19 protein-coding genes are annotated in these 19491 nt (G+C 66.1%); 7 read left to right on the top strand and 12 right to left on the bottom strand.

The genetic code is table 11. The features are described 5' to 3' along the window. Positions 1-25 precede the first annotated feature (25 nt). Complete coding sequence (locus tag ACA097_RS14145; protein ID WP_043256231.1) at positions 26-547, top strand: dihydrofolate reductase; 522 nt, start codon at positions 26-28, stop codon at positions 545-547. A 42-nt stretch (positions 548-589) separates the two neighbouring features. Here the strand turns inward: ACA097_RS14145 and ACA097_RS14140 are convergent, their stop codons facing one another. From ACA097_RS14140 to ACA097_RS14125, 4 genes are all read right to left on the bottom strand, one after another. Beyond that, a complete protein-coding gene (locus ACA097_RS14140) occupies positions 590-904 on the bottom strand; it encodes a type II toxin-antitoxin system RelE/ParE family toxin (protein ID WP_043256233.1) in 315 nt (104 codons plus the stop codon). Further along, on the bottom strand, positions 885-1142 hold the full coding sequence (locus tag ACA097_RS14135) for a type II toxin-antitoxin system Phd/YefM family antitoxin (protein WP_043256234.1): 258 nt from the start codon (positions 1140-1142) through the stop codon (positions 885-887). The genes ACA097_RS14140 and ACA097_RS14135 overlap by 20 nt, the downstream gene beginning before the upstream one ends. Before the next feature lie 233 nt (positions 1143-1375). Further along, a complete protein-coding gene (locus ACA097_RS14130; protein ID WP_371370453.1) occupies positions 1376-3166 on the bottom strand; it encodes an acyl-CoA dehydrogenase C-terminal domain-containing protein in 1791 nt (596 codons plus the stop codon). A 2-nt stretch (positions 3167-3168) separates the two neighbouring features. Beyond that, entirely contained in the window at positions 3169-4404 is a 1236-nt protein-coding gene (locus ACA097_RS14125) for a 3-hydroxyacyl-CoA dehydrogenase NAD-binding domain-containing protein (RefSeq protein WP_371370452.1), read from the bottom strand. 110 nt (positions 4405-4514) lie between these two features. Between ACA097_RS14125 and ACA097_RS14120 the strand changes: the two genes are divergently transcribed. Then, positions 4515-5444 (top strand): LysR family transcriptional regulator, encoded by a 930-nt coding sequence (locus ACA097_RS14120; RefSeq protein ID WP_371370450.1) that lies wholly within the window; start codon positions 4515-4517, stop codon positions 5442-5444. 150 nt (positions 5445-5594) lie between these two features. On the opposite strand, the gene ACA097_RS14115 is transcribed toward ACA097_RS14120, so the two are convergent. Then, complete coding sequence (locus ACA097_RS14115) at positions 5595-6197, bottom strand: nitroreductase family protein (RefSeq protein ID WP_371370449.1); 603 nt, start codon at positions 6195-6197, stop codon at positions 5595-5597. Positions 6198-6302: 105 nt separating this feature from the next. After that, the gene (locus ACA097_RS14110) at positions 6303-7802 is read right to left on the bottom strand and encodes a flavin-containing monooxygenase (RefSeq protein ID WP_371370448.1); all 1500 of its coding nucleotides are present in this window, start codon (positions 7800-7802) and stop codon (positions 6303-6305) included. 185 nt (positions 7803-7987) lie between these two features. Here ACA097_RS14110 and ACA097_RS14105 point away from each other — a divergent pair, with 185 nt between their 5' ends. Continuing rightward, positions 7988-8425 (top strand): MEKHLA domain-containing protein, encoded by a 438-nt coding sequence (locus tag ACA097_RS14105; RefSeq protein ID WP_371370447.1) that lies wholly within the window; start codon positions 7988-7990, stop codon positions 8423-8425. On the opposite strand, the gene ACA097_RS14100 is transcribed toward ACA097_RS14105, so the two are convergent. The 3 genes from ACA097_RS14100 to hslO all read right to left on the bottom strand — a co-directional run bounded on the left by ACA097_RS14100 (position 8422) and on the right by hslO (position 13187). Then, positions 8422-10347, bottom strand: a complete 1926-nt coding sequence (locus tag ACA097_RS14100; RefSeq protein WP_371370446.1) for an ATP-dependent DNA helicase RecQ — start codon at positions 10345-10347, stop codon at positions 8422-8424. The two genes, ACA097_RS14105 and ACA097_RS14100, sit on opposite strands and share 4 nt — an antisense overlap. Positions 10348-10583: 236 nt before the next feature. Beyond that, positions 10584-12125, bottom strand: coding sequence for a phosphoenolpyruvate carboxykinase (locus ACA097_RS14095; protein ID WP_371370445.1), 1542 nt, complete (start codon positions 12123-12125; stop codon positions 10584-10586). A gap of 168 nt (positions 12126-12293) precedes the next feature. Continuing rightward, positions 12294-13187, bottom strand: a complete 894-nt coding sequence (hslO, locus tag ACA097_RS14090; protein WP_043256249.1) for an Hsp33 family molecular chaperone HslO — start codon at positions 13185-13187, stop codon at positions 12294-12296. 118 nt (positions 13188-13305) lie between these two features. On the opposite strand from hslO, the gene ACA097_RS14085 reads away from it, so the two are divergent. After that, on the top strand, positions 13306-14106 hold the full coding sequence (locus tag ACA097_RS14085; protein ID WP_371370444.1) for a phosphatase PAP2 family protein: 801 nt from the start codon (positions 13306-13308) through the stop codon (positions 14104-14106). A gap of 46 nt (positions 14107-14152) precedes the next feature. Here ACA097_RS14085 and ACA097_RS14080 read toward each other — a convergent pair whose 3' ends face one another. Beyond that, a complete protein-coding gene (locus tag ACA097_RS14080) occupies positions 14153-14548 on the bottom strand; it encodes an RNA-binding S4 domain-containing protein (RefSeq protein WP_043256252.1) in 396 nt (131 codons plus the stop codon). 120 nt (positions 14549-14668) lie between these two features. Between ACA097_RS14080 and ACA097_RS14075 the strand changes: the two genes are divergently transcribed. The 3 genes from ACA097_RS14075 (at position 14669) to ACA097_RS14065 (ending at position 17076) form a co-directional block, all read left to right on the top strand. Then, positions 14669-15145 carry an ATP-dependent zinc protease gene (locus tag ACA097_RS14075; RefSeq protein ID WP_043256254.1) on the top strand — a complete coding sequence of 159 codons (477 nt, stop codon included), beginning with the start codon at positions 14669-14671 and terminating at the stop codon, positions 15143-15145. Continuing rightward, complete coding sequence (gene rimK, locus ACA097_RS14070) at positions 15142-16047, top strand: 30S ribosomal protein S6--L-glutamate ligase (protein WP_160288711.1); 906 nt, start codon at positions 15142-15144, stop codon at positions 16045-16047. The genes ACA097_RS14075 and rimK overlap by 4 nt, the downstream gene beginning before the upstream one ends. 102 nt (positions 16048-16149) lie before the next feature. Further along, complete coding sequence (locus tag ACA097_RS14065) at positions 16150-17076, top strand: LD-carboxypeptidase (RefSeq protein ID WP_371370443.1); 927 nt, start codon at positions 16150-16152, stop codon at positions 17074-17076. A 14-nt stretch (positions 17077-17090) separates the two neighbouring features. Here the strand turns inward: ACA097_RS14065 and ACA097_RS14060 are convergent, their stop codons facing one another. Then, positions 17091-18410 carry an ATP-binding protein gene (locus tag ACA097_RS14060; protein WP_371370442.1) on the bottom strand — a complete coding sequence of 440 codons (1320 nt, stop codon included), beginning with the start codon at positions 18408-18410 and terminating at the stop codon, positions 17091-17093. A 132-nt stretch (positions 18411-18542) separates the two neighbouring features. Then, a complete protein-coding gene (gene ompR, locus ACA097_RS14055; RefSeq protein WP_043256260.1) occupies positions 18543-19283 on the bottom strand; it encodes a two-component system response regulator OmpR in 741 nt (246 codons plus the stop codon). Between the last annotated feature and the right edge of the window lie 208 nt (positions 19284-19491).

Here is a 19491-nt window from a genome sequence, read left to right as displayed (position 1 = left end):
CCCTGAAACCGAGAGTGGAGCCACGATGTCCCAAGCCCCTTCCCGCCTGCCGCTGGCCATGATCGCCGCCCTCGCCGAAAACCGCGTGATCGGCGTCGACAATCGCCTGCCCTGGCACCTGCCGGCCGACCTCAAGCACTTCAAGGCGATGACCCTGGGCAAGCCGGTGATCATGGGCCGCAAGACCTGGGACTCCCTCGGCCGCCCGCTGCCGGGCCGGCTCAACCTGGTGGTCAGCCGCCAGGCCGATTTGCAGCTGGAAGGCGCGGAAGTCTTCACCAGCCTGGACGCCGCGCTGGAACGCGCCGACGCCTGGGCCCGCGAAGAGGAAGCCGAGGAACTGATGCTGATCGGCGGCGCACAGCTCTACGGCGAAGCCCTGCCGCAGGCCGAGCGCCTGTACCTGACCCGCGTGGCGCTGAGCCCGGCAGGCGACGCGCACTTCCCCGAAGTGGAAGCCACCCGCTGGCGCCTGGCCTCGAGCATCGACCACGAGCCGACGGCGGAAACCCCGGCCTACTCCTTCGAGGTGTGGGAACTGGCCTGAGAGCGGAGATTCCAAAGGCCGCTGGACAGCGGCCTCTTCCGTTCAGCGCTTCCGAGCGTTCTCGTAGACGCTGCCGCGTTCGCGCTTGCCTACCGCGATGACCTCAACGACCACGATGTCGTCGTAGACCTGATAGACCAGCCGATAACCAGATGACCGCAATTTGATCTTGTAGCGGTCCTTCTGGTCCTGGCCGTGTAGCTTGGCCGACTCCACCCGCGGGTTCTTCAGCCGCTCGGCCAGCTTGGCATGTAGCTGTTGTTTCACGGGACCAATGAGCTTGTCCCATTCTTTCTTGGCCGAGGCCTTGAATCGGAGCTCGTAGTGCTTCTCTGCGTCACCAGTCCTTGAGGTCATCCAGGGTTACCGTCACCGTCGATTCATCCGCACGCTCATCTGCGAGGCGCCCCAGGTAGATGTCGTCAAGCAACTCGACCATCCGCTCGTACTCATCCGCAGGAACGACATAGAACACCGGCTCATTGCGGTTGAGGATCGCAACAGCGTGGCCCATACCGGCCCCTACCGTCCCCATGGGGTCTTTCTTCAGCTCAGTGATGGAGGCCGCAACGTCAGCCAACATAGCGTGTGCCATTTCATTCTCCTGCCGCGTCATGCGGCCCGGTGTGGTGAACCATCCTTGGCCCGAATCCAGTACTGCCTGTAGAGTAGGCAGAACATTAAGACACCAAATATAGTACTCGTAAAAGCACTATTCAAGGCACCATAGAACCCTATTAGCGATGCTAGCGCCTCTTAGGAAACCTTGCACCGCACAAATAAGAACGCCGCCCCGGTTTCCCGGAGCGGCGATTTTTCTTTCCATCCTCAGAAGGCGAAGTGCGCCTCGTCCAGCGCCATCAGACAACCGGCGCCGCCCAGCAGGGCCTCGCGGTGCATGCTCGCGCGCGGCAGGATGCGACGGAGGTAGAAGTCGGCGCTGGCCAGCTTGGCGCGGTAGAAGTCGGCCTCGCCGCTCCCCGCATCCAGTGCCTTCTGGGCCACGCCGGCAGCCTGCAGCCAGAGCCCGCCGAGCAGTACGTAGGCGGAGTACTGCAGGAAGTCCACCGACACCGCGCCAATCTCCTGCGGGTCGCGCTGGCAGGCGGCGATCACCTCGGCGGTGAGCACGCGCCACTCCAGCAGGCGCTGGCGAAGCGTCTCGGCCATGCCGGCCAGGGCCGGTTGCGCAGCCTGGGTTTCCGCCACGGCGGCCAGTTCGCCGATCAGCGCCGTCAGTTCGGCGCCGCCGTCGCCCAGCAGCTTGCGGCGGATCAGGTCGAGCGCCTGGATGCCGTTGGTGCCTTCGTAGATCTGCGTGATGCGGCTGTCGCGCATCAGCTGCTCCATGCCCCATTCGCGGATGAAGCCATGGCCGCCGTAGACCTGCACGCCGAGGCTGGCCACTTCCTGGCCCATGTCAGTGAGGAAGGACTTCACGAAGGGGATCAGCAGCGCCGCGCGCTTGGACGCAGCCTTGCGCGCCTCCGCATCGGGATGGCCGTGCTCCAGGTCCAGCTCGCGGGCGCAGAGCGCGGCGAGCATGCGGCTGCCTTCGGTGAGGGTCTTCTGCGTCAGCAGCATCCGACGCACGTCAGGGTGGACGATGATCGGATCGGCGGGCTTCTGCGGCTGCGCGGGGCCGGTCAGCGCGCGCGATTGCAGGCGCTCGCGGGCATAGGCCAGGGCGCCCTGGAAGCTGCGCTCGGCGATGCCCAGGCCCTGCAGGCCGACCTGGAAGCGCGCGTCGTTCATCATGGTGAACATGCAGGCCAGGCCCTGGTTGGCGTTGCCGAGCAGCCAGCCGGTGGCGCCGTCGAAGTTCATCACGCAGGTGGAAGCGCCCTTGATGCCCATCTTGTGCTCGATGGCGCCGCAGCTCAGCGCGTTGCGCGCGCCGGGCGTGCCGTCGGGGTTGGCGATGAATTTCGGCACGAGGAACAGGCTGATGCCCTTCACCCCGGCCGGGGCGTCCGGCAGGCGCGCCAGCACCAGGTGGACGATGTTTTCCGAGAGGTCCTGTTCGCCGCCGCTGATGAAGATCTTGCTGCCGCTGACCTGGTAGCTGCCATCGGCCTGCGGCTCGGCGCGGGTGCGCAGCAGCGCGAGATCGGTGCCGGCCTGCGGTTCGGTGAGGCACATGGTGCCGGTCCACACGCCGCTGACCATCTTCGCCAGGTAATCGCGCTGCAATTCGGCGCTGCCGTGTTTGTACAGCGCCAGCACGGCACCCTCGGTCAGGCCGGAATAGACGCGGAAGGACAGCGAGGCGGCCATCAGCATCTCGTGGAAATTCGCCGCGACCAGTTGCGGGAAGCCCTGGCCACCAAACTCGACCGGCCCGGTCATGCTCGCCCAGCCGTTGTCGCAGTACTGCCTGTAGGCCTCGCGGAAACCGTCGGGCGTGGTGACTTCGCCGTCGTGCAGGGTCGCGCCCTGCTCGTCGCTGTTGCGGTTCAGCGGCGCGACGACTTCGCCGGTATAGCGCGCGCCTTCTTCCAGCACGCCGTCGATCAGCTCGCGGTCGAGGCCGTTGCCCAGCAGCTCGCAGTGGCCGGCGGCGTCGAACAGCTCGTGGATGACGAAGCGCATGTCGCGCAGAGGTGCCTGGTAACTCACGATCAATGCTCCTTTTGTACGTCGGCGAAGCGCTGGCCGGCGGCGGCCAGGCGCTCGATCAGCGCGGCCGGCTGCCAATGCGCGCCATGCTGCCCGGCGAGGTCACGCAGGCGTGCCAGCACGCCTTGCAGGCCCTGGGCATCGGCCCAAGCCATGGGGCCGCCCTTGTCGGCGGGGAAGCCGTAGCCGTTGAGGTAGACGGTGTCGATGTCGGCGCTGCGCGAGGCGATGCCTTCGTCGAGGATCTTCGCGCCCTCGTTGACCAGCGCCAGCAGGCAGCGCTCGAGGATTTCCTCGGGGCCGATATCGCGGCGCACGTAGCCCAGCCGCTCGGACTCGCGCAGCACCAGCGCATCGACCTCAGGATCATGCTCGGCCTGGCGGCTGCCCGGCTCGTAGTGGTAGAAGCCGTTGCCGCTCTTCTGGCCGAAGCGGCCCATCTCGCACAGGCGGTTGTCGACCTGCACGGTCGGCGCGTCCTGGCCCTTGCCGGCCAGCTCGCGGGCGCGCCATTCGAGGTCGATGCCGACCACGTCGAACATGCGGAACGGGCCCATGGCGAAGCCGAAGCCCTGGATGGCCGCGTCCACCTGGTAGGGCAGCGAGCCTTCGAGGATCAGCCGGCGCGATTCCTGTACGTACTTCTCCAGCATGCGGTTGCCGATGAAACCGTGGCAGTTGCCTGCGACGACGCTCACCTTGCCCATGCGCTTGCCCAGCTCCAGCGCTGCGTCGAGCACAGCGGGCGCGGTCTTCGCGCCGCGCACGATCTCCAGCAGCTTCATGATGTGCGCCGGGCTGAAGAAGTGCAGGCCGAGCACTTGCGACGGACGCTTGGTCACCGCCGCGATGGCATCGACATCGAGGTAGGAGGTGTTGCTGGCGAGGATGGCCGAGGGCTTCAGCGCCGCGTCCAGCTCGCGGAAGATCGCCTGCTTGAGTTCGAGGTTCTCGTAGACCGCCTCGATCACCAGGTCCACCTCGCGGATCGCCGCGTAGTTCTCTGCCGGCGAGATCCGTGCACGGCGCGCGGCCGCTTCGGCTTCGTCGATGCGCCCCTGGCGCACGTTGTGGGCGTAGGTGTCGGCCACCGCGCCCTGGGCCTGCAGGAGCATCTGCGGGTTGTTGTCCAGCCATTGCACCTGCACGCCGGCGTTGGCCAGGCACATGACGATGCCGCGGCCCATGGTGCCGGCGCCGATCACGGCGGCAGTGCGAATTGGAGGGATCTGGCTCATGGTCTTCCTCTTGTTCTGCGAGCGGGCGCTTGAGCGAAAAATCGTCAGACACCTTAGGAAAGATCCAATTATTTTTGAAATTTAGTCTTGTGATGCGCAGTATTCGGCTGATGAATACGAACACCTTCGACCTGAACCTGCTCCGCGTGCTCGACGCCCTGCTGCGCGAACGCAGCGTTTCCCGCGCGGCGGAACGCCTGGCGCTCAGCCAGCCGGCGGTAAGCAACGCCCTGAACCGTCTGCGCGAGCTACTCGACGACCCGCTGCTGGTGCGCGTCGGTCGCGCCATGCAGCCGACCGCCCGCGCGCTGGAGCTGGAGGCACCAATCCGCGAGGCATTGCAGCGCATCCAGCAGAGCCTCAGCGGTGGCGAAAGCTTCGACGCGGCGCGCAGCCGCCAGCGCTTCACGTTGGCGCTGACCGATTACGCCGAACTCGTGTGCATGCCGACACTGCTGCAGCGCCTGGGCACGGAGGCGCCCGGGATGGCGCTGGACGTGCGCCATTTGACGCCGAGCCTGCCGGTCGAGGCGCTGGACAAGGGCGACCTGGACCTGGTGCTGGGGCGCTTCGAGGACATCCCGGCACGCTTCCAGCGCCGCACCTGGGCCCACGAGACGTTGCGCCTGCTGGCCCGCCGAGGGCATCCGCAGGTTCGCGGGCCGATCGACTTGCCGACCTTCCTCACCCAGCGCCACCTCTGGGTGTCCGGCGGCCAGACCAAGGGCATGGTCGACCAGTGGCTGGCCAGCCAGGGGCTGAAACGGCAGATCGCCTACGTCACGCCGAACTACCTGCAGGCCGCGCATCTGGTGGCCGCCAGCGACCTGCTCACTGTGCTGCCGACACGCCTGGCCGAACACTTCGCCTGCCTGCTGCCGCTGCAGGTGCTGGAGCTACCCTTCGACGTCGGCCAGTTCCACCTGGAGCTGGTGTACCTCGCCCAGCGCGAGCGCGACGTGGCGTTGCAGTGGCTGGTCGAGCGAATCGTCGAGGCGGCGCCGCCACCCCCATCTCCGTGGTCATGCTCAAAACCGTAGGATGGGTTGAGGCACGAAACCCATGCGGCATGGGTTTCGCTTCGCTCAACCGCATCCTACGCAGCCACGAGGCGAGGCCATTCGCGAGCAAGCTCGCTCAAGAAACAAAAAACGCGCCCGAAGGCGCGTTTTCCGTGTAACCGGCAACCGTCAGAAACGGTCGCGAATCACCACTTCGTCCAGGCTCAGCTTGCCCACGCGCGGCTTGGGCGCCACGGTCTGCTTGCCGACCGCGACCATCAGGCCGATGACGTGGTTTTCCGGCAGGTTGATCAGCTTGGCCACGGCGTCGAAATCGAAGCCGTCCATGGGGCAGGAGTCCAGGCCCTTGCCGCGCGCGGCGAGCATCAGGGTCTGCGCCATCAGGCCGCAGCTACGCATGGTTTCGTCGCGCTGCACCTGCGGCTTGCCGCGGTAGTAGTTGTCGATGGCGCCAGCCATGTAGTCCTGCACTTCCTGCGGCGCGCCTTCCCATACGCGGGCGGCGTTCTTTTCCCAGCTGTCGAGCTGGGCGCAGATCACCACCAGCATCGAAGCGTCGGTGACCTGGGCCTGGCCCCAGGCGACTTCACGGATGTGCGCGCGCAGCTGCGGGTCGCTGACTTCGACCAGGCGCACGTGCTGCAGGTTGAACGCCGAGGGCGCCAGCATGGCCAGCTGCAGCAGCTCGTCCTTCTCCTCGCGGCTGAGGCTGAAGGCCGGGTCGTAGCCCTTCACCGCGCGGCGGCTGCGGATGGCTTCGTCGATATGCATTGAGGAACTCCTGTCGATGGCTGCGCAAAAGGCCGCAATGGTAAACCGCTCTAGGTCGCGTGTTCAGGCGTATTTCCTGATGCGAACCATCGACAGACGCGATCCTCAGCCCTCCAATGGCGCCAGGCCGGCACTTTCGCTGTAGGCATCCCGTGGCCCGGAGAACACCAGGTAGCCGTCCTCGACCTTGCCGTGGCGCAGCAGCGCCAGGTCCAGGGCGTAGTTCTGGTAGAGCTTCCAGGGGGTGCGGTCACCCTGCTTAGGCATCTTGTCCGCGGCGCGCTGGATGTAGCCGGACTGCAGGTTGAGGAAGGGTTCTTCCTTCACTTCTCCGACCCCGGCGCGCGGCGTGCACTGGCGCATGCCGATGGCGTCGAGGTGGTTGATCAGGCGGCAGAAGTATTCGCTGGAAAGGTCGGCCTTCAGGGTCCAGCTGGCGTTGGTGTAGCCGACCACGGCGGCCAGGTTGGGCAGGTCGCGCAGCATGATGCCGCGGTAGCCCATGCTCTGGTTGACCTGGAACGGCTTGCCGTCCACGGACAGCTCGGCGCCGCCGAACATCACCAGATCGAGGCCGGTGGCGGTGACGATGACGTCCGCTTCCAGCACCTCGCCGGACTTCAGGCGGATGCCCTTCTCGCAGAAGCTGTCGATGTGCTCGGTGACCACCGAAGCCTTGCCCTTGCGCAGCGCCTTGAACAGGTCGCCGTCCGGCACGCAGCACACGCGCTCGTCCCACGGTTTGTAGCGCGGGCTGAAGTGGCGCATGTCGAAGCCCTTGCCCAGCTGGTACTTCGCCAGGCCCAGCAGCGCCTTGCGCACCAGGTTCGGGAAGGCCTTGGAGAGCATGAAGAAGACCATCTGCATGGCCACGTTGCGCGTGCGCGCCTGGCGGTAGACCCAGGTCTCGGGGAGGAAGCGGCGCAGGAAGTTCGAGATCGGGTCCTTCTGCGGCAGGCTGATCACGTAGGACGGCGAGCGCTGCAGCATGGTGACGTGGCGCGCCTTGTCGGTAAGCGACGGCACCAGGGTCACGGCGGTGGCGCCGCTGCCGATCACCACGATGCGCTTGTCGCTGTAGTCGAAGTCCTGCGGCCACAGCTGGGGGTGGATGACCTGCCCGCGGAAGTTCTCGCGGCCTTTGAATTCGGGAGTGAAGCCGGCCTCGTAGCGGTAATAGCCGGTGCACATGAGGAGGAACTGCGCGCTCATGCGTACGGGCTCCGGCTCGTCGCCGCGCTGCACGCTCAGGTTCCAGCGCGCGCTGTCGCTGCACCAGTCGGCCTTGAGCACGCGGTGGCTGTAGCGAATCTTGCGATCGATGCCGTTTTCCCGCGCGGTTTCCTCGATGTACTGGCGGATCGAGGGGCCGTCGGCAATGGCCTTGGGGTCGGTCCAGGGCTTGAAGTTGTAGCCCAGGGTGTACATGTCCGAGTCGGAGCGGATGCCGGGGTAGCGGAACAGGTCCCAGGTGCCGCCCATGGCCTCGCGGCCTTCGAGCAGGGCGAAGGTCTTGCCCGGGCAGTGCTTCATCAGGTGGTAGGCAGCGCCGATGCCGGAAAGGCCGGCGCCGACGATAAGGACATCCAGGTGTTCGACAGACATGGGGCTTCCTCGGCCAGTGGGCAGGCAACGCCAGTGGGAGTCTAGGAGCGAATCGCGTCCCCACACCCTACAAGGCGCAGCGCACGCGCACCGCCGACCTTTAGTCTTGCGCGACCTTGCCGGTTGACCCCGGCCGCGCCCTGCGGCTCAATGCCGGCGCCCTTCGTCTGCCCCTGGAGCCCGCCATGTCCACCGCCCAGCAACTGCTGCAGCAGATCGACGCCGCCTACCAGCGCCTGCACGGCAAAGGGATTGGCGCGGACATCTTCGAAGGCGAGGAAAGCGGGCGCCTGCGCTGGCTGCACGAGGCAGCGCCCTTCGCCCTGCTCGCCCACGACGCCTCGGCCGACCCGCGTTTCATCTACGTGAACGCCGCAGCGCGCCAGGCCTTCGGCTACCGCGAGGAAGAATTCATCGGCCTACCGTCGCGCCTGAGCGCCGATGCCGACGCTCAGGCCGACCGCGACGCCATCCTCGCTTCGGTGCGCGAGCGCGGCTTCGCCGAAGGCTATGCCGGCACGCGCATCCGCAAGGACGGCTCGCACTTTCGCATCGAGCGCGGCGAGCTCTGGCAGCTCGACGAGCCCAAGGGCCAGGCCGCGCTCGTCTGGGCTGCCGACTAGAGCTGCCCTTCCACCCACGCCCGCACCTGGGCGTACGGGTAGTCCTCCAACGTCGCGTAACCCGGCAGCGTGCGCGCCCGCAGGCGGGTGAAGACCGGCACGCTGATACCGCAGAGGAAGCGCGTCACGCAGTCGGCGCTTGGCGAGGAACCCCGCGCGCCACGGTACTTGTCGAGGAAAGCGGCACAACGGGTCTGCAGCGTCTGCCCCTCCAGCGTTGGCAGGGCCGGTGGCTCCGGCAGGCGAGCAACGCGCCCGGCGCAGACCGAGCAGTGGCCGCAATGCTCCGGCGCGCGCTCGTCACCGAAATAGCGGGCGAGTCGATGGCTGAGGCATTCGTCGCTGGCGAATAGCGCCAACATGGCGCCAATTCGCGCGATTTCGCTGCCTTCGTGACGCTTGAAGTAGCTATACAGCTCGTCGCTCAGGACTTCCGGATCGAAGCCGCCGTCGAGCACCGCGTAGACCTCGGTCATCTGCTTGCTTTCCAGCTCGATCCAACCGCGTTCCTGGAAGTAGTCCAGCGCCTTCACCACCCGCGCGCGCTCGGCGCCGTGGTGTTGGTAGAGGGTGTCGAAGTCCAGGGTCGACCAGGTCCGCGCCCGCGCCGAGCAACTGAGAATCGCCTCGACGAATTGCCGCCGCTCGCCTTCGAAGTGATTGAGCAGCGCCTCGGGCTCGATGAGGTTCTTGAAGCGATATTCGGCGAAATAGGCGAAGCGCGGCGCGATTATGCCGCGTAGCTCCAGTTGCACCAGCAGCGTCTTGAGCGGCAGCTGGCGGATGTTCGACTGGTCCGACAGCGCCGTCAGCATCAGCTCCCACTGGCCATTTGGCGCCTGGGCAATCTCTTCCAGCACGCTGCGGATGCCTTCGCGCTCGGGCGTGTCGCCGTAGACGAAGTTCTCCAGCACGTTGAGGCTGTCGCGATTGGCCAGCACCAGGCAATCCGAGGGCTGGCCGTCGCGCCCGGCGCGGCCGATCTCCTGGCTGTAGTTCTCCACCGACTTGGGCAGGTCGAAGTGCACCACGTTGCGGATGTCGCTCTTGTCGATGCCCATGCCGAAGGCGATGGTCGCCACGATGCAGTTCAGCCCGCCGTCCATGAAGCGCTTCTGGATAGCCTCGCGCTCGGCGTGGTCCATGCCGGCGTGGTAGGCGCAAGCCGGGACGCCGCGCTCGGACAGGTGCGCGGCGATTTCCTCGGCGGTCTTCTGCTGGGTGACGTAGACGATGCTTGGCTGGCCCGCGCGCGGCCCCAGCCAGTCGACCAGACGGGCGCGCTTGGCGGCGCTGGCGACAGGCTCGACCTGCAGGTTGAGGTTGGCGCGGTAGAAGCCGGTGGTGACCACGTCCTGCTCGGCGATCGCGAACTTCGCACGCATGTCGGCGATCACCGCCGGCGTCGCGGTGGCGGTGAGCAGCAGCACCTGGGGAATGCGGAACTGCTTCTGGTAGTCCGGCAGCTTCAGGTAGTCGGGGCGGAAGTTGTGGCCCCACTCGGAGATGCAGTGCGCCTCATCGACCACCAGCAGAGAGATCGGCACCTCGCCGATGAAGTTGCGGAAGCGCTCGTTCTTCAGGCGTTCCACCGAAATCATCAGCACCTTCAACTCGCCGCTGCGCGCGCGGGCCATGGTCTGCGCCACCTGCTCGCGGCTCTGGGCCGAGTCGATGCTGGCCGCGGCGATGCCGTGGCGGGCGAGGAAGGCCAGCTGGTCCTGCATCAGCGCCAGCAGTGGCGAAACCACCAGCGTGAGGTGCGGCAACATCAGCGCCGGCAACTGGTAGCACAGCGACTTGCCGGAACCGGTGGGGAAGATCGCCGCCGCCGAGCGGCCGGCGAGCACGGCGCTGACCGCCGCCTCCTGGCCGGGGCGGAACTGGCGGAAGCCGAAGACGCGTTCGAGGGTGTCGTGCATGTGGATAACTCCGTTACATGGGCGTCCACCCAGCCTAGGGACCACCGTTGTAGGAGCGAGCTTGCTCGCGAACAGCGCGGGTCCGGTTAACGCGCGGGCTCGCTCCTACGCAAAGCCCGCTACCGGCGTAGGAGCGGGCCATGCTCGCGAATCGCGCCCATGGGGCGCTCCTACAGGTAGCGCAGCGCCAATGAAAAAGCCGCCCGAAGGCGGCTCTTTCGCAAGAACGGGCGCGCTTACAGCTGCGGGCCGGCGTTCTTGATGGCGTCGCTCACGTCGAACTTCTTGAAGTTCTCGATGAACTTGCTGGCCAGGCCCTTGGCGGCTTCGTCGTAGGCAGCCTTGTCAGCCCAGGTGTTGCGCGGGTTGAGCAGGTTGGTCTCGACGCCCGGAACGGCCTTCGGCACGTCCAGGTTGATGATGTCCAGGTGCTCGGTCTCGGCGCCGATCAGGGCACCGCTCTGGATGGCAGCGATCACGCCACGGGTGGTCGGGATGTTGAAGCGCTTGCCAACGCCGTAGCCACCGCCGGTCCAACCGGTGTTGACCAGGTACACCTTGGAGCCGAAGGCCTTGATGCGCTTGATCAGCAGCTCGGCGTAGACGCCGGCCGGACGCGGGAAGAAGGGCGCGCCGAAGCAGGTGGAGAAGGTCGACTTGATGCCGCCGCCCGAACCCATTTCGGTGGAGCCGACCAGCGCGGTGTAGCCGGACAGGAAGTGGTAGGCAGCCTGCTCGTTGTTCAGGATCGACACGGGCGGCAGCACGCCGGTCAGGTCGCAGGTCAGGAAGATGACCGCGTTGGGCTCGCCGCCCAGGTTGGCTTCCGAACGCTTCTCGACGTGCTCCAGCGGGTAGGCCGCGCGGGAGTTCTGGGTCAGGCGGTCGTCGGCGTAGTCCGGGGTGCGCTCAGCATCGAGAACCACGTTCTCCAGCACGGCGCCGAACTTGATGGCTTTCCAGATGACCGGCTCGTTCTTCTCGGACAGGTCGATGCACTTGGCGTAGCAGCCGCCTTCGATGTTGAAGACGACGCCTTCGCCCCAACCGTGCTCGTCGTCACCGATCAGGTAACGGCTTTCGTCGGCCGACAGGGTGGTCTTGCCGGTGCCGGACAGGCCGAAGAACAGGGTTACGTCGCCCGCTTCGCCGATGTTGGCGGCGCAGTGCATCGGCAGCACGTCTTTTTCCGGCAGCAGGTAGTTCTGCACGGAGAACATGGCCTTCTTCATTTCACCGGCGTAGCGCATGCCGGCGATCAGCACTTTCTTCTGGGCGAAGTTGAGGATCACGCAGCCGTCGGAGTTGGTGCCGTCACGCTCGGGCACGCACTCGAAGTTGGCCACGTTCAGCACTTGCCATTCCTGGCGAGCAGCCGGGTTGTAGCTTTCCGGGTTGATGAACAGCGCGCGGCCGAACAGGTTCTGCCAGGCGGTGGCGGTGGTCATCTTGACCGGCAGGTAGTGATCGGCAGCCGAACCTACATGCACGTGGGAAACGAAATGTTCCTGCGCGTTGTTGAAGGCTTCGACACGCGCCCACAGGGCGTCGAACTTGTCGGCCGGGAACGGGCGGTTGATCGCGCCCCAGGCGATGGAGTCCTTGCTACCGGGCTCTTCGACGATGAAGCGGTCGGCAGGCGAGCGGCCGGTGCGGTGGCCGGTTTCCACGACCAGCGAGCCGTTGTCGGCCAGGCGACCTTCGCCGCGGCGAATGGCTTCCTCGACCAGTTGGGCAACGCTGATATCGGTGTACACGGCTTTATTGGCTTGCGTCATGTGGGTCCCCATCGGCCGGAGCCGAGTCCTCCAAACATTGCGTAGTGACTTCTGATTCCCACTACAGCGGAAAAAAGTCGCGGGATTATGCCAGAAAAGATTCTGGATCGTGCAGCCTCTGATCCGCTGCACGCGCCAAGCGTTCGGCTATCGAACCGATAGCCGCGATCAATGGCGGGTTTCTGACGGCGCCGCGCTGCCGCCACCGGCGAACAGTTGGGCGATGTCGTTGCCGTCGAACAGGTAGCGCTGGTTGCAGAACTGGCAGTCGACGGTGATCTCGCCGCCGAGCTCGCCCAGCAGGCGTTCGGCGTCGTCCTGGCCCAGGCTGACCAGCGCATTGGCCGAGCGCTCGCGCGAGCAGCTGCAGCGGAACACCAGTGGCTGGCCGTCGAACAGGCGCACGTCCTCTTCGTGGTACAGGCGGTGCAGCAGCGTTTCGTTGTCCAGGCCCAGCAGCTCCTCGGCGGTGAGGGTGTCGGCCAGGGCGGTGACGTGCTGCCAGCTGGCCTCGCGGGCCTCGGCGTCCTTCAGGCGGTCGGCCGGCAGTTGCTGCAGCAGCAGGCCACGGGCATGGCGGCTGTCGGCATTGAGCCAGAAGCGGGTCGGCAGTTGCTCGGAGGTGGCGAAGTAGCCGCTCAGGCACTCGGCGAGGTTGGCGCCTTCCAACGGCACGATGCCCTGGTAGCGCTGGCCGTTCTTCGGGTCGATGGTCATGGTCAGCACGCCGTCGGGCATCAGCTCGTGCAGGCCCGCGCCGTCCTTCACCGACTCCGCGTCGTAGCGGGCCAGGCCACGCACTTCGCGGTCGCTGGAGCACTCGATCATGAGCAGCGGCACGCTGCCGCTGGAGCGCGCCTGGAGGATCAGCAGGCCGTCGAACTTCAGGGTGCCGCACAACAGGGCCGCGGCGGCGAGCATCTCACCGAGCAGTTCGGCCACCGGCTGCGGATAAGGATGCTTGGCCAGCACCTCGGCGTAACTGCGCTCCAGCTCGACCATCTCGCCGCGGACGTCGGAGTTGTCGAAAAGGAAACGTTGACTTTGATCGTTCTGGGACATGCTGGGCACAACGCTGCTCGGATGCAGAAATGAATGACAAGCCGGTTACAAAGGCCTATAAAGCGCGCTTTGCGTCACCCGCCCGCACCTGGGTGGTTCGAAAAGGGGGATCGATTCTATGGAGAAAGCCTCTCCGTTCCAAGCCACCTGGTCGTGGCGCCCGTTCATCGCCTGTCACCTGCTGGCTCTGGTCCTGCTGCTCCTCTGGCTCTGGGCACCGACCCGCGCCGCCATCGACCTGTTCGATTACAGCCTGTTCCACGCCCTCAATGCGCCCCTGGCGACCAACGACACCTGGCGCGATATCTTCGCGGTGGCCAGCACCCGGCCGTTCGATGCGCTGGTCGGTCTCCTCCTGCTCGGCCTGCTGATCCGCGGCGACTGGGTCTTCAAGGCGACCCAGGTGCGCGCCGCGAGCTTCGGTCTGATTGTCACCATGCTGGTACTGGTGGTGGTCCGCGTGCTTTACGCCAAGCTGGCGCACCACATGGACTGGCAGCACGACAGCATTTCCACCCTCGCCCCGGACACCGTGCACCTGGCGCAGTACTTCCCGTCCTGGAACGGCACCTTCCACGAGATCAAGGACCAGTCCGCACGCAGCTTCCCCGGCGACCACGCCTCGGTGCTGCTGGTCTGGGCCCTGTTCCTCACGCTCTTCTCGCGCACGGCCCTGCAGTGGGTGGTGATCTGGAGCCTGGCGCTGCTGCTCATGCTGCCGCGCCTGGTGGCCGGCGCCCACTGGGGACAGGACGACTATATAGGAGGGGTGCAAATGGCCTTGATCGCCATGGCCTGGAGCTGCTTCACGCCCTTCGTCGCCTGGGCCTCGAGCGGCCTGGCGCGCCTGACCGATCCACTGTTCGGCCTGCTGGCGAAGATCCCGCTGCTCAATCGGCTGAGCGTCGTCTCGGCCTGAGGCGGTTTTCTGGGTCCCCGCGAACGCGGGGACCCAATGAACAAACTCACTCCTGATCGTCGAGGAAGTGCAGCAACTGCCGGCGCTGCTTCTTGCTCGGCCGCCCGTCGGTCTGCACGCCCAGCGCGCCAGCCTTGCGCCGGGCGGCGGCGTCCTCGCGGCGCTTCACGCTCTCCTCGGTTTCCTCGTACAGCTGCTGCGCCTCAGGCGCGCCGCGACGCACCACCGACAGCGCCTTGATCACCACGGTGCGTTCGTCGAAACCGGTGCGCAGCACATATTCCTCGCCGACCTTGGGCTCCTTGCTGGGCTTGCAGCGCTCGCCCCGGCAATGCACCTTGCCGCCTTCGATAGCCGCCTTGGCCAGCGCGCGGGTCTTGTAGAAGCGCGCCGCCCACAGCCATTTGTCCAGGCGCACCTTGTCGTCGTCTTTCTCGCTCACGGGACTGCATCCACAGGTCTGTAACCTCGCCAGTCTACCCTCGGGCCGGCGTTGTCGGCAGGCCCCTGGCGGGTGCCAATGGCCCTGCTAGAATGCCGCAAAACCCAGGAACGGCAGCCCTTGAAGACCTTCGACCACCTCTCCGTGATCGGCCTGCGTGAATGGATCGCCCTTCCTGACCTCGGGATCGTCGGCCTGCGCGCAAAGATCGATACAGGCGCCAGCACCTCCAGCCTGCATGCCAGCGACATCGTCACCTTCCACCGCGACGGCCGCGACTGGGTGCGCTTCACCGCCCACCTCGGCACCCAGGTGCTGCGCCGGCATCGCTGCGAGGCGCCGCTGGTGACGATGAAGACCATCAAGAGCTCCAACGGCCAGAGCCAGCACCGCTACGTGATCCGCACCACCCTGGCCCTGGGCGATCGCATCTGGCCGGTGGAATTCACCCTGGCCTGCCGCAAGACCATGCGTTACCGCGTTCTGCTCGGCTCCAAGGCGCTGGTCCAAGGCCAACTCGTGGTCAACCCGGCGCTGACCTACGTCCAGGACAAACCCCTCATCATGGTTACCCCCGCCCTTTCAGGTGCTCAATGAAAATCGCCGTGCTGTCGCGCAATCCGCGCCTGTATTCCACCCGTCGGCTGGTGGAGGCCGGGCAGCAACGCGGACATGAGATGGTTGTGATAGACACCCTGCGTGCCTACATGAACATCGCCAGCCACAAGCCACAGATCCACTACCGCGGCCAGCCCCTGGAAGGCTTCGACGCGGTCATCCCGCGCATCGGCGCCTCGGTCACCTTCTATGGCTGCGCGGTGCTGCGCCAGTTCGAGATGATGGGCGTATTCCCGCTCAACGAATCGGTGGCCATCGCACGCTCGCGCGACAAGCTGCGCTCGCTGCAACTGCTTTCGCGCAAGGGCATCGGCCTGCCGATCACCGGCTTCGCGCACTCCCCCGACGACGTCCCGGATCTGATCCAGATGGTCGGCGGCGCGCCCCTGGTGATCAAGCTGCTGGAAGGCACCCAGGGTGTCGGCGTAGTGCTGGCAGAGACCCAGAAGGCCGCGGAATCCGTGCTCGAAGCCTTCATGGGCCTCAAGCACAACATCATGGTCCAGGAGTACATCAAGGAAGCCGGCGGCGCCGACATCCGCTGCTTCGTGGTGGGCGACAAGGTGATCGCATCGATGAAGCGCCAGGCCGCCCCTGGCGAATTCCGCTCCAACCTGCACCGCGGCGGGAGCGCCAGCCTGATCAAGATCACCCCGGAAGAGCGCATGACCGCCATCCGCGCGGCGCGAATCATGGGCCTCAAGGTGGCTGGCGTGGACATCCTGCGTTCGCACCACGGGGCTCTGGTGATGGAGGTGAACTCCTCGCCAGGCCTGGAAGGCATCGAGACCACCACGCAGAAGGACATCGCCGGGGTGATCATCGAGTACCTGGAGAAGAATTCCGGGCCGCATCTGGTGCGTACTCAAGGCAAGGGGTAAGCCGGGGTTCTTCCTGTAGGAGCGAGCTTGCTCGCGAACCTGCATTTTTCGCGAGCAAGCTCGCTCCTACATATCCGTTCTATGCCGTCCCGGATCTCGTCCATGCCCACTACCCGCTCCGCCGCCGAACTCAAATGGTCACCGATTGCCGGCCGCGTCGCCCTGGTGGCACCCGCCTCCTCAATCGCCGATGAGGTCTTCGAGGCCACCCTGCGCCAGCTCGAAGTGCTCGGCATCGACTACCACCTGGGCGAAAACGCCGAGGCGCGCTATCGCTATCTGGCTGGCACCGTAGAGCAGCGACTGGAAGACTTTCACAAGGCGTTCGAGCTACCCGACATCAGCGCCGTCTGGTGCCTACGCGGCGGCTACGGCTGCGCGCAGCTGGTGCCGAACCTGGACTGGGCGCGATTGCAGGCGGCCTCGCCACGGCCTCTGATCGGCTTCTCCGACATCTCGATCCTGCTCAGCGCCTTCCATCGCCACGGCCTGCCGGCCATCCACGGCCCGGTGGCCAGTGCCCTCGGCTTGCAACCGCTGAGCGCTCCGGCCGAACAACGCGAGCGCCTGGCCTCGCTGGCTTCGCTAAGCCGCGTGCTGGCCGGCGATGAGCGACGACTGCCGACAGCACACCTGATGGGCCCGAAACAGGCCGTGGAAGGACAACTGATCGGCGGCAACCTCACAGCACTGGCCAGCACGGCCGGCACGGTCGCCGGGCTGCATGCGCCGGCGGATGCAATCCTGATCCTGGAAGACGTCGGCGAGCCCTTCTACCGCCTGGAGCGCAGCCTCTGGCAGCTCCTGCAGAGCATCGACGCGGCGAGCCTTGGCGCTGTGGTGCTGGGTACCTTCACCGACTGCCCGCGCAAGAACGTGGCGCACAGCCTGGAAGAAATCTTCAGCGAATACCTGAAGCCGCTGGGCATTCCGCTCTACCACCAGCTGCCCAGCGGGCATGGCGCACAGAACCGCGCCTGGCCTTATGGGAAGGTGGCACGGTTGGATGCAAAAGGGTTGAGCTGGTAGATCGATGGTTCGCGTCAGGACGCCCCACGCGGCAGCATGAGTCCGAGCGGCAGGCAAACCCGCGCTTCCATCCCGCCGCCTTCGCGATTACGCAGTTCGACGCTGCCGCCATGCTGCGCGGCGATGCGCTTGACGATCGCCAGTCCCAGGCCGGTGCCCTTGCCGCCGCGCGCCTTGTCGCCGCGAATGAAGGGATTGAAGATGCTGTCCAGTTCCTGCGGGGCGATGCCGGGACCGCGATCGAGCACGCTCAACACGATGTAAGGCGCGCCTCCGCCACCGGCCAGGTGGCTGGCCACCTCGACATGACCGCCACCGTGATGCAGCGCGTTGCCGATCAGGTTGCCAAGCAGGCGCTTCATCGACACGCGGCGCAACGGGAATGGCGGCAGCGGCTCCAGGGAAATGCCGACGCGCTTCTCACCCTGGTTGAAGGGCGCCACCACCTCACGCGTCAGTTCGTTGAGGTCACCCTCCTCCACCGGCTCGTCGCGACCGTCGCGGATGAAGGCGAGGAACTGGTCGAGGATCTGGTCCATGTCCTCGATGTCGCGAACCATGTCCTCGACCATTTCGCGCTCACCCTCGGGCATCAGCTCCAGCGACAGGCGCAGGCGCGTCAGCGGCGTGCGCAAGTCGTGGGAAACCCCGGCGAGCATCAGCTCGCGCTCGCGCCCGACCTGCTCGACGTCGTCAGCCATCTGGTTGAACGCGCGATAGACCTCGGCCATCTCGCTGGGCGTGTCCTTCCCCAATGGCAGACGCACGCTGCGGCCCTTGCCGAACTCACGTGAGGCCACGACCAGGCGCTTGAGCGGCTTGCCGAGCTGGCGCACGAAGATCCAGGCCGCCGCAGTGGACAGCAGGCCGATGCCGAGGAACCAGCCGAGCACGCTCCAGATCTGCTGGCCGCGCAGCGGATGTGGGTAGAGTGGAATGCCCAGCCAGCCATCGCCGAGGTTCGGTGCGTGGACCCAGAGCATGGACGGCGCGTGGATGCGCAGGCGCGTCTCGGTGTCCGGCCCGAGTTCGGTGCGCATCTGCCGCTGGAAGATGCCGCTGTAGGGCCAGTGCTGCTCTTCCGGCTGCTCGTTTTCCTGCGACACCCAGGCCAACCCCGCCGACTTGGCGATGGCCTCGCGCGAGCGCTCGTCGGCCGCCCAGTAGGCGCGCACGGTCAGCGCTGCGCCGTGGCTGTACTGACGGTCGACCAGCATGTCCTCGTTCATCAGCAGGTAGACCAGCGTCAGCGCCTTGGAGAAGAGCACGACGATGAGCACCAGCCAGAGGGTGCGGGCGAAGAAGCTTTGCGGGAACCAGAGCGGGGTTTTCAAGAGGGCATTTCCAGGTTTTTCTGCCGGGCGGAGGACGCGCCAGGATCGTCCAGAACGCGAAGCCGCCGCGCAGACAGTGCAACTGTCACGGCAAGCGGCGGCGACAAAGTGCTGGGCGATCCTGGCGTGGACTCACTTGCGGGCTGCGCCGTCCGGCACGAATACATAGCCCACGCCCCAGACGGTCTGGATGTAACGCGGCTTGGACGGGTCCGGCTCGATCAGCCGGCGCAGGCGCGAGATCTGCACGTCGATGGAGCGCTCCAGCGCGTCCCACTCGCGGCCGCGGGCCAGGTTCATCAGTTTGTCGCGGGTCAGCGGCTCGCGGGCGTGCTGCACCAGTGCCTTGAGCACGGCGAACTCACCCGTGGTGAGCATGTGCACTTCCTCGCCTTTCTTCAGCTCGCGGGTAGCGAGGAAGAGTTCGTAGTCGCCGAAGCTCACCACTTCGTCCTCGCCCGCTGGAGCGCCCGGCACCAGCGGCGTCTGGCGACGCAGCACGGCCTTGATCCGCGCCAGCAGCTCGCGCGGGTTGAACGGCTTGGCCAGGTAGTCGTCGGCGCCCAGCTCCAGGCCCTGGATGCGGCTGGATTCGTCGCCCTTGGCGGTGAGCATGATGATCGGGATCTGGTTGTTCGCCTCGCGCAGGCGCTTGCACGCCGACAGGCCGTCTTCGCCGGGCAGCATCAGGTCGAGTACCACCAGCTGGAACAGCTCGCGCGCCAGCAGGCGATCCATCTGCTCGGTGTTCTCCACGGCACGCACGCGATAGCCCTGCTCCTCGAGGAAGCGTTCGAGTAGACGGCGCAGGCGCGCGTCGTCGTCGACGATGAGGATTTTTTCGCCTTCAGGAAGAGTGGCGGGGTTCGACATGGTGGCTCCAGTTCTGATCGGGCCGGCGATTATCACCCAGCCGCGCGTTCCAACGGTCTGACCATTGTTAGCAGATTTTTCCCCGACCGACCGCCCTCCGGGTCAATCGGCCACGGGTATAATGCGGCGCTTTTGCGGCGGGGCGTTGTCATAGACGCCTGCCAAGCGCCACGGCGCGGCAGCCAAGCCCCGTATTTCGTTGGTTTCA

It is taken from the genome of Pseudomonas sp. QL9, from assembly GCF_041409665.1.
Classification (GTDB): domain Bacteria; phylum Pseudomonadota; class Gammaproteobacteria; order Pseudomonadales; family Pseudomonadaceae; genus Pseudomonas; species Pseudomonas knackmussii.
This window is presented reverse-complemented; position numbering and strand designations above follow the sequence as displayed.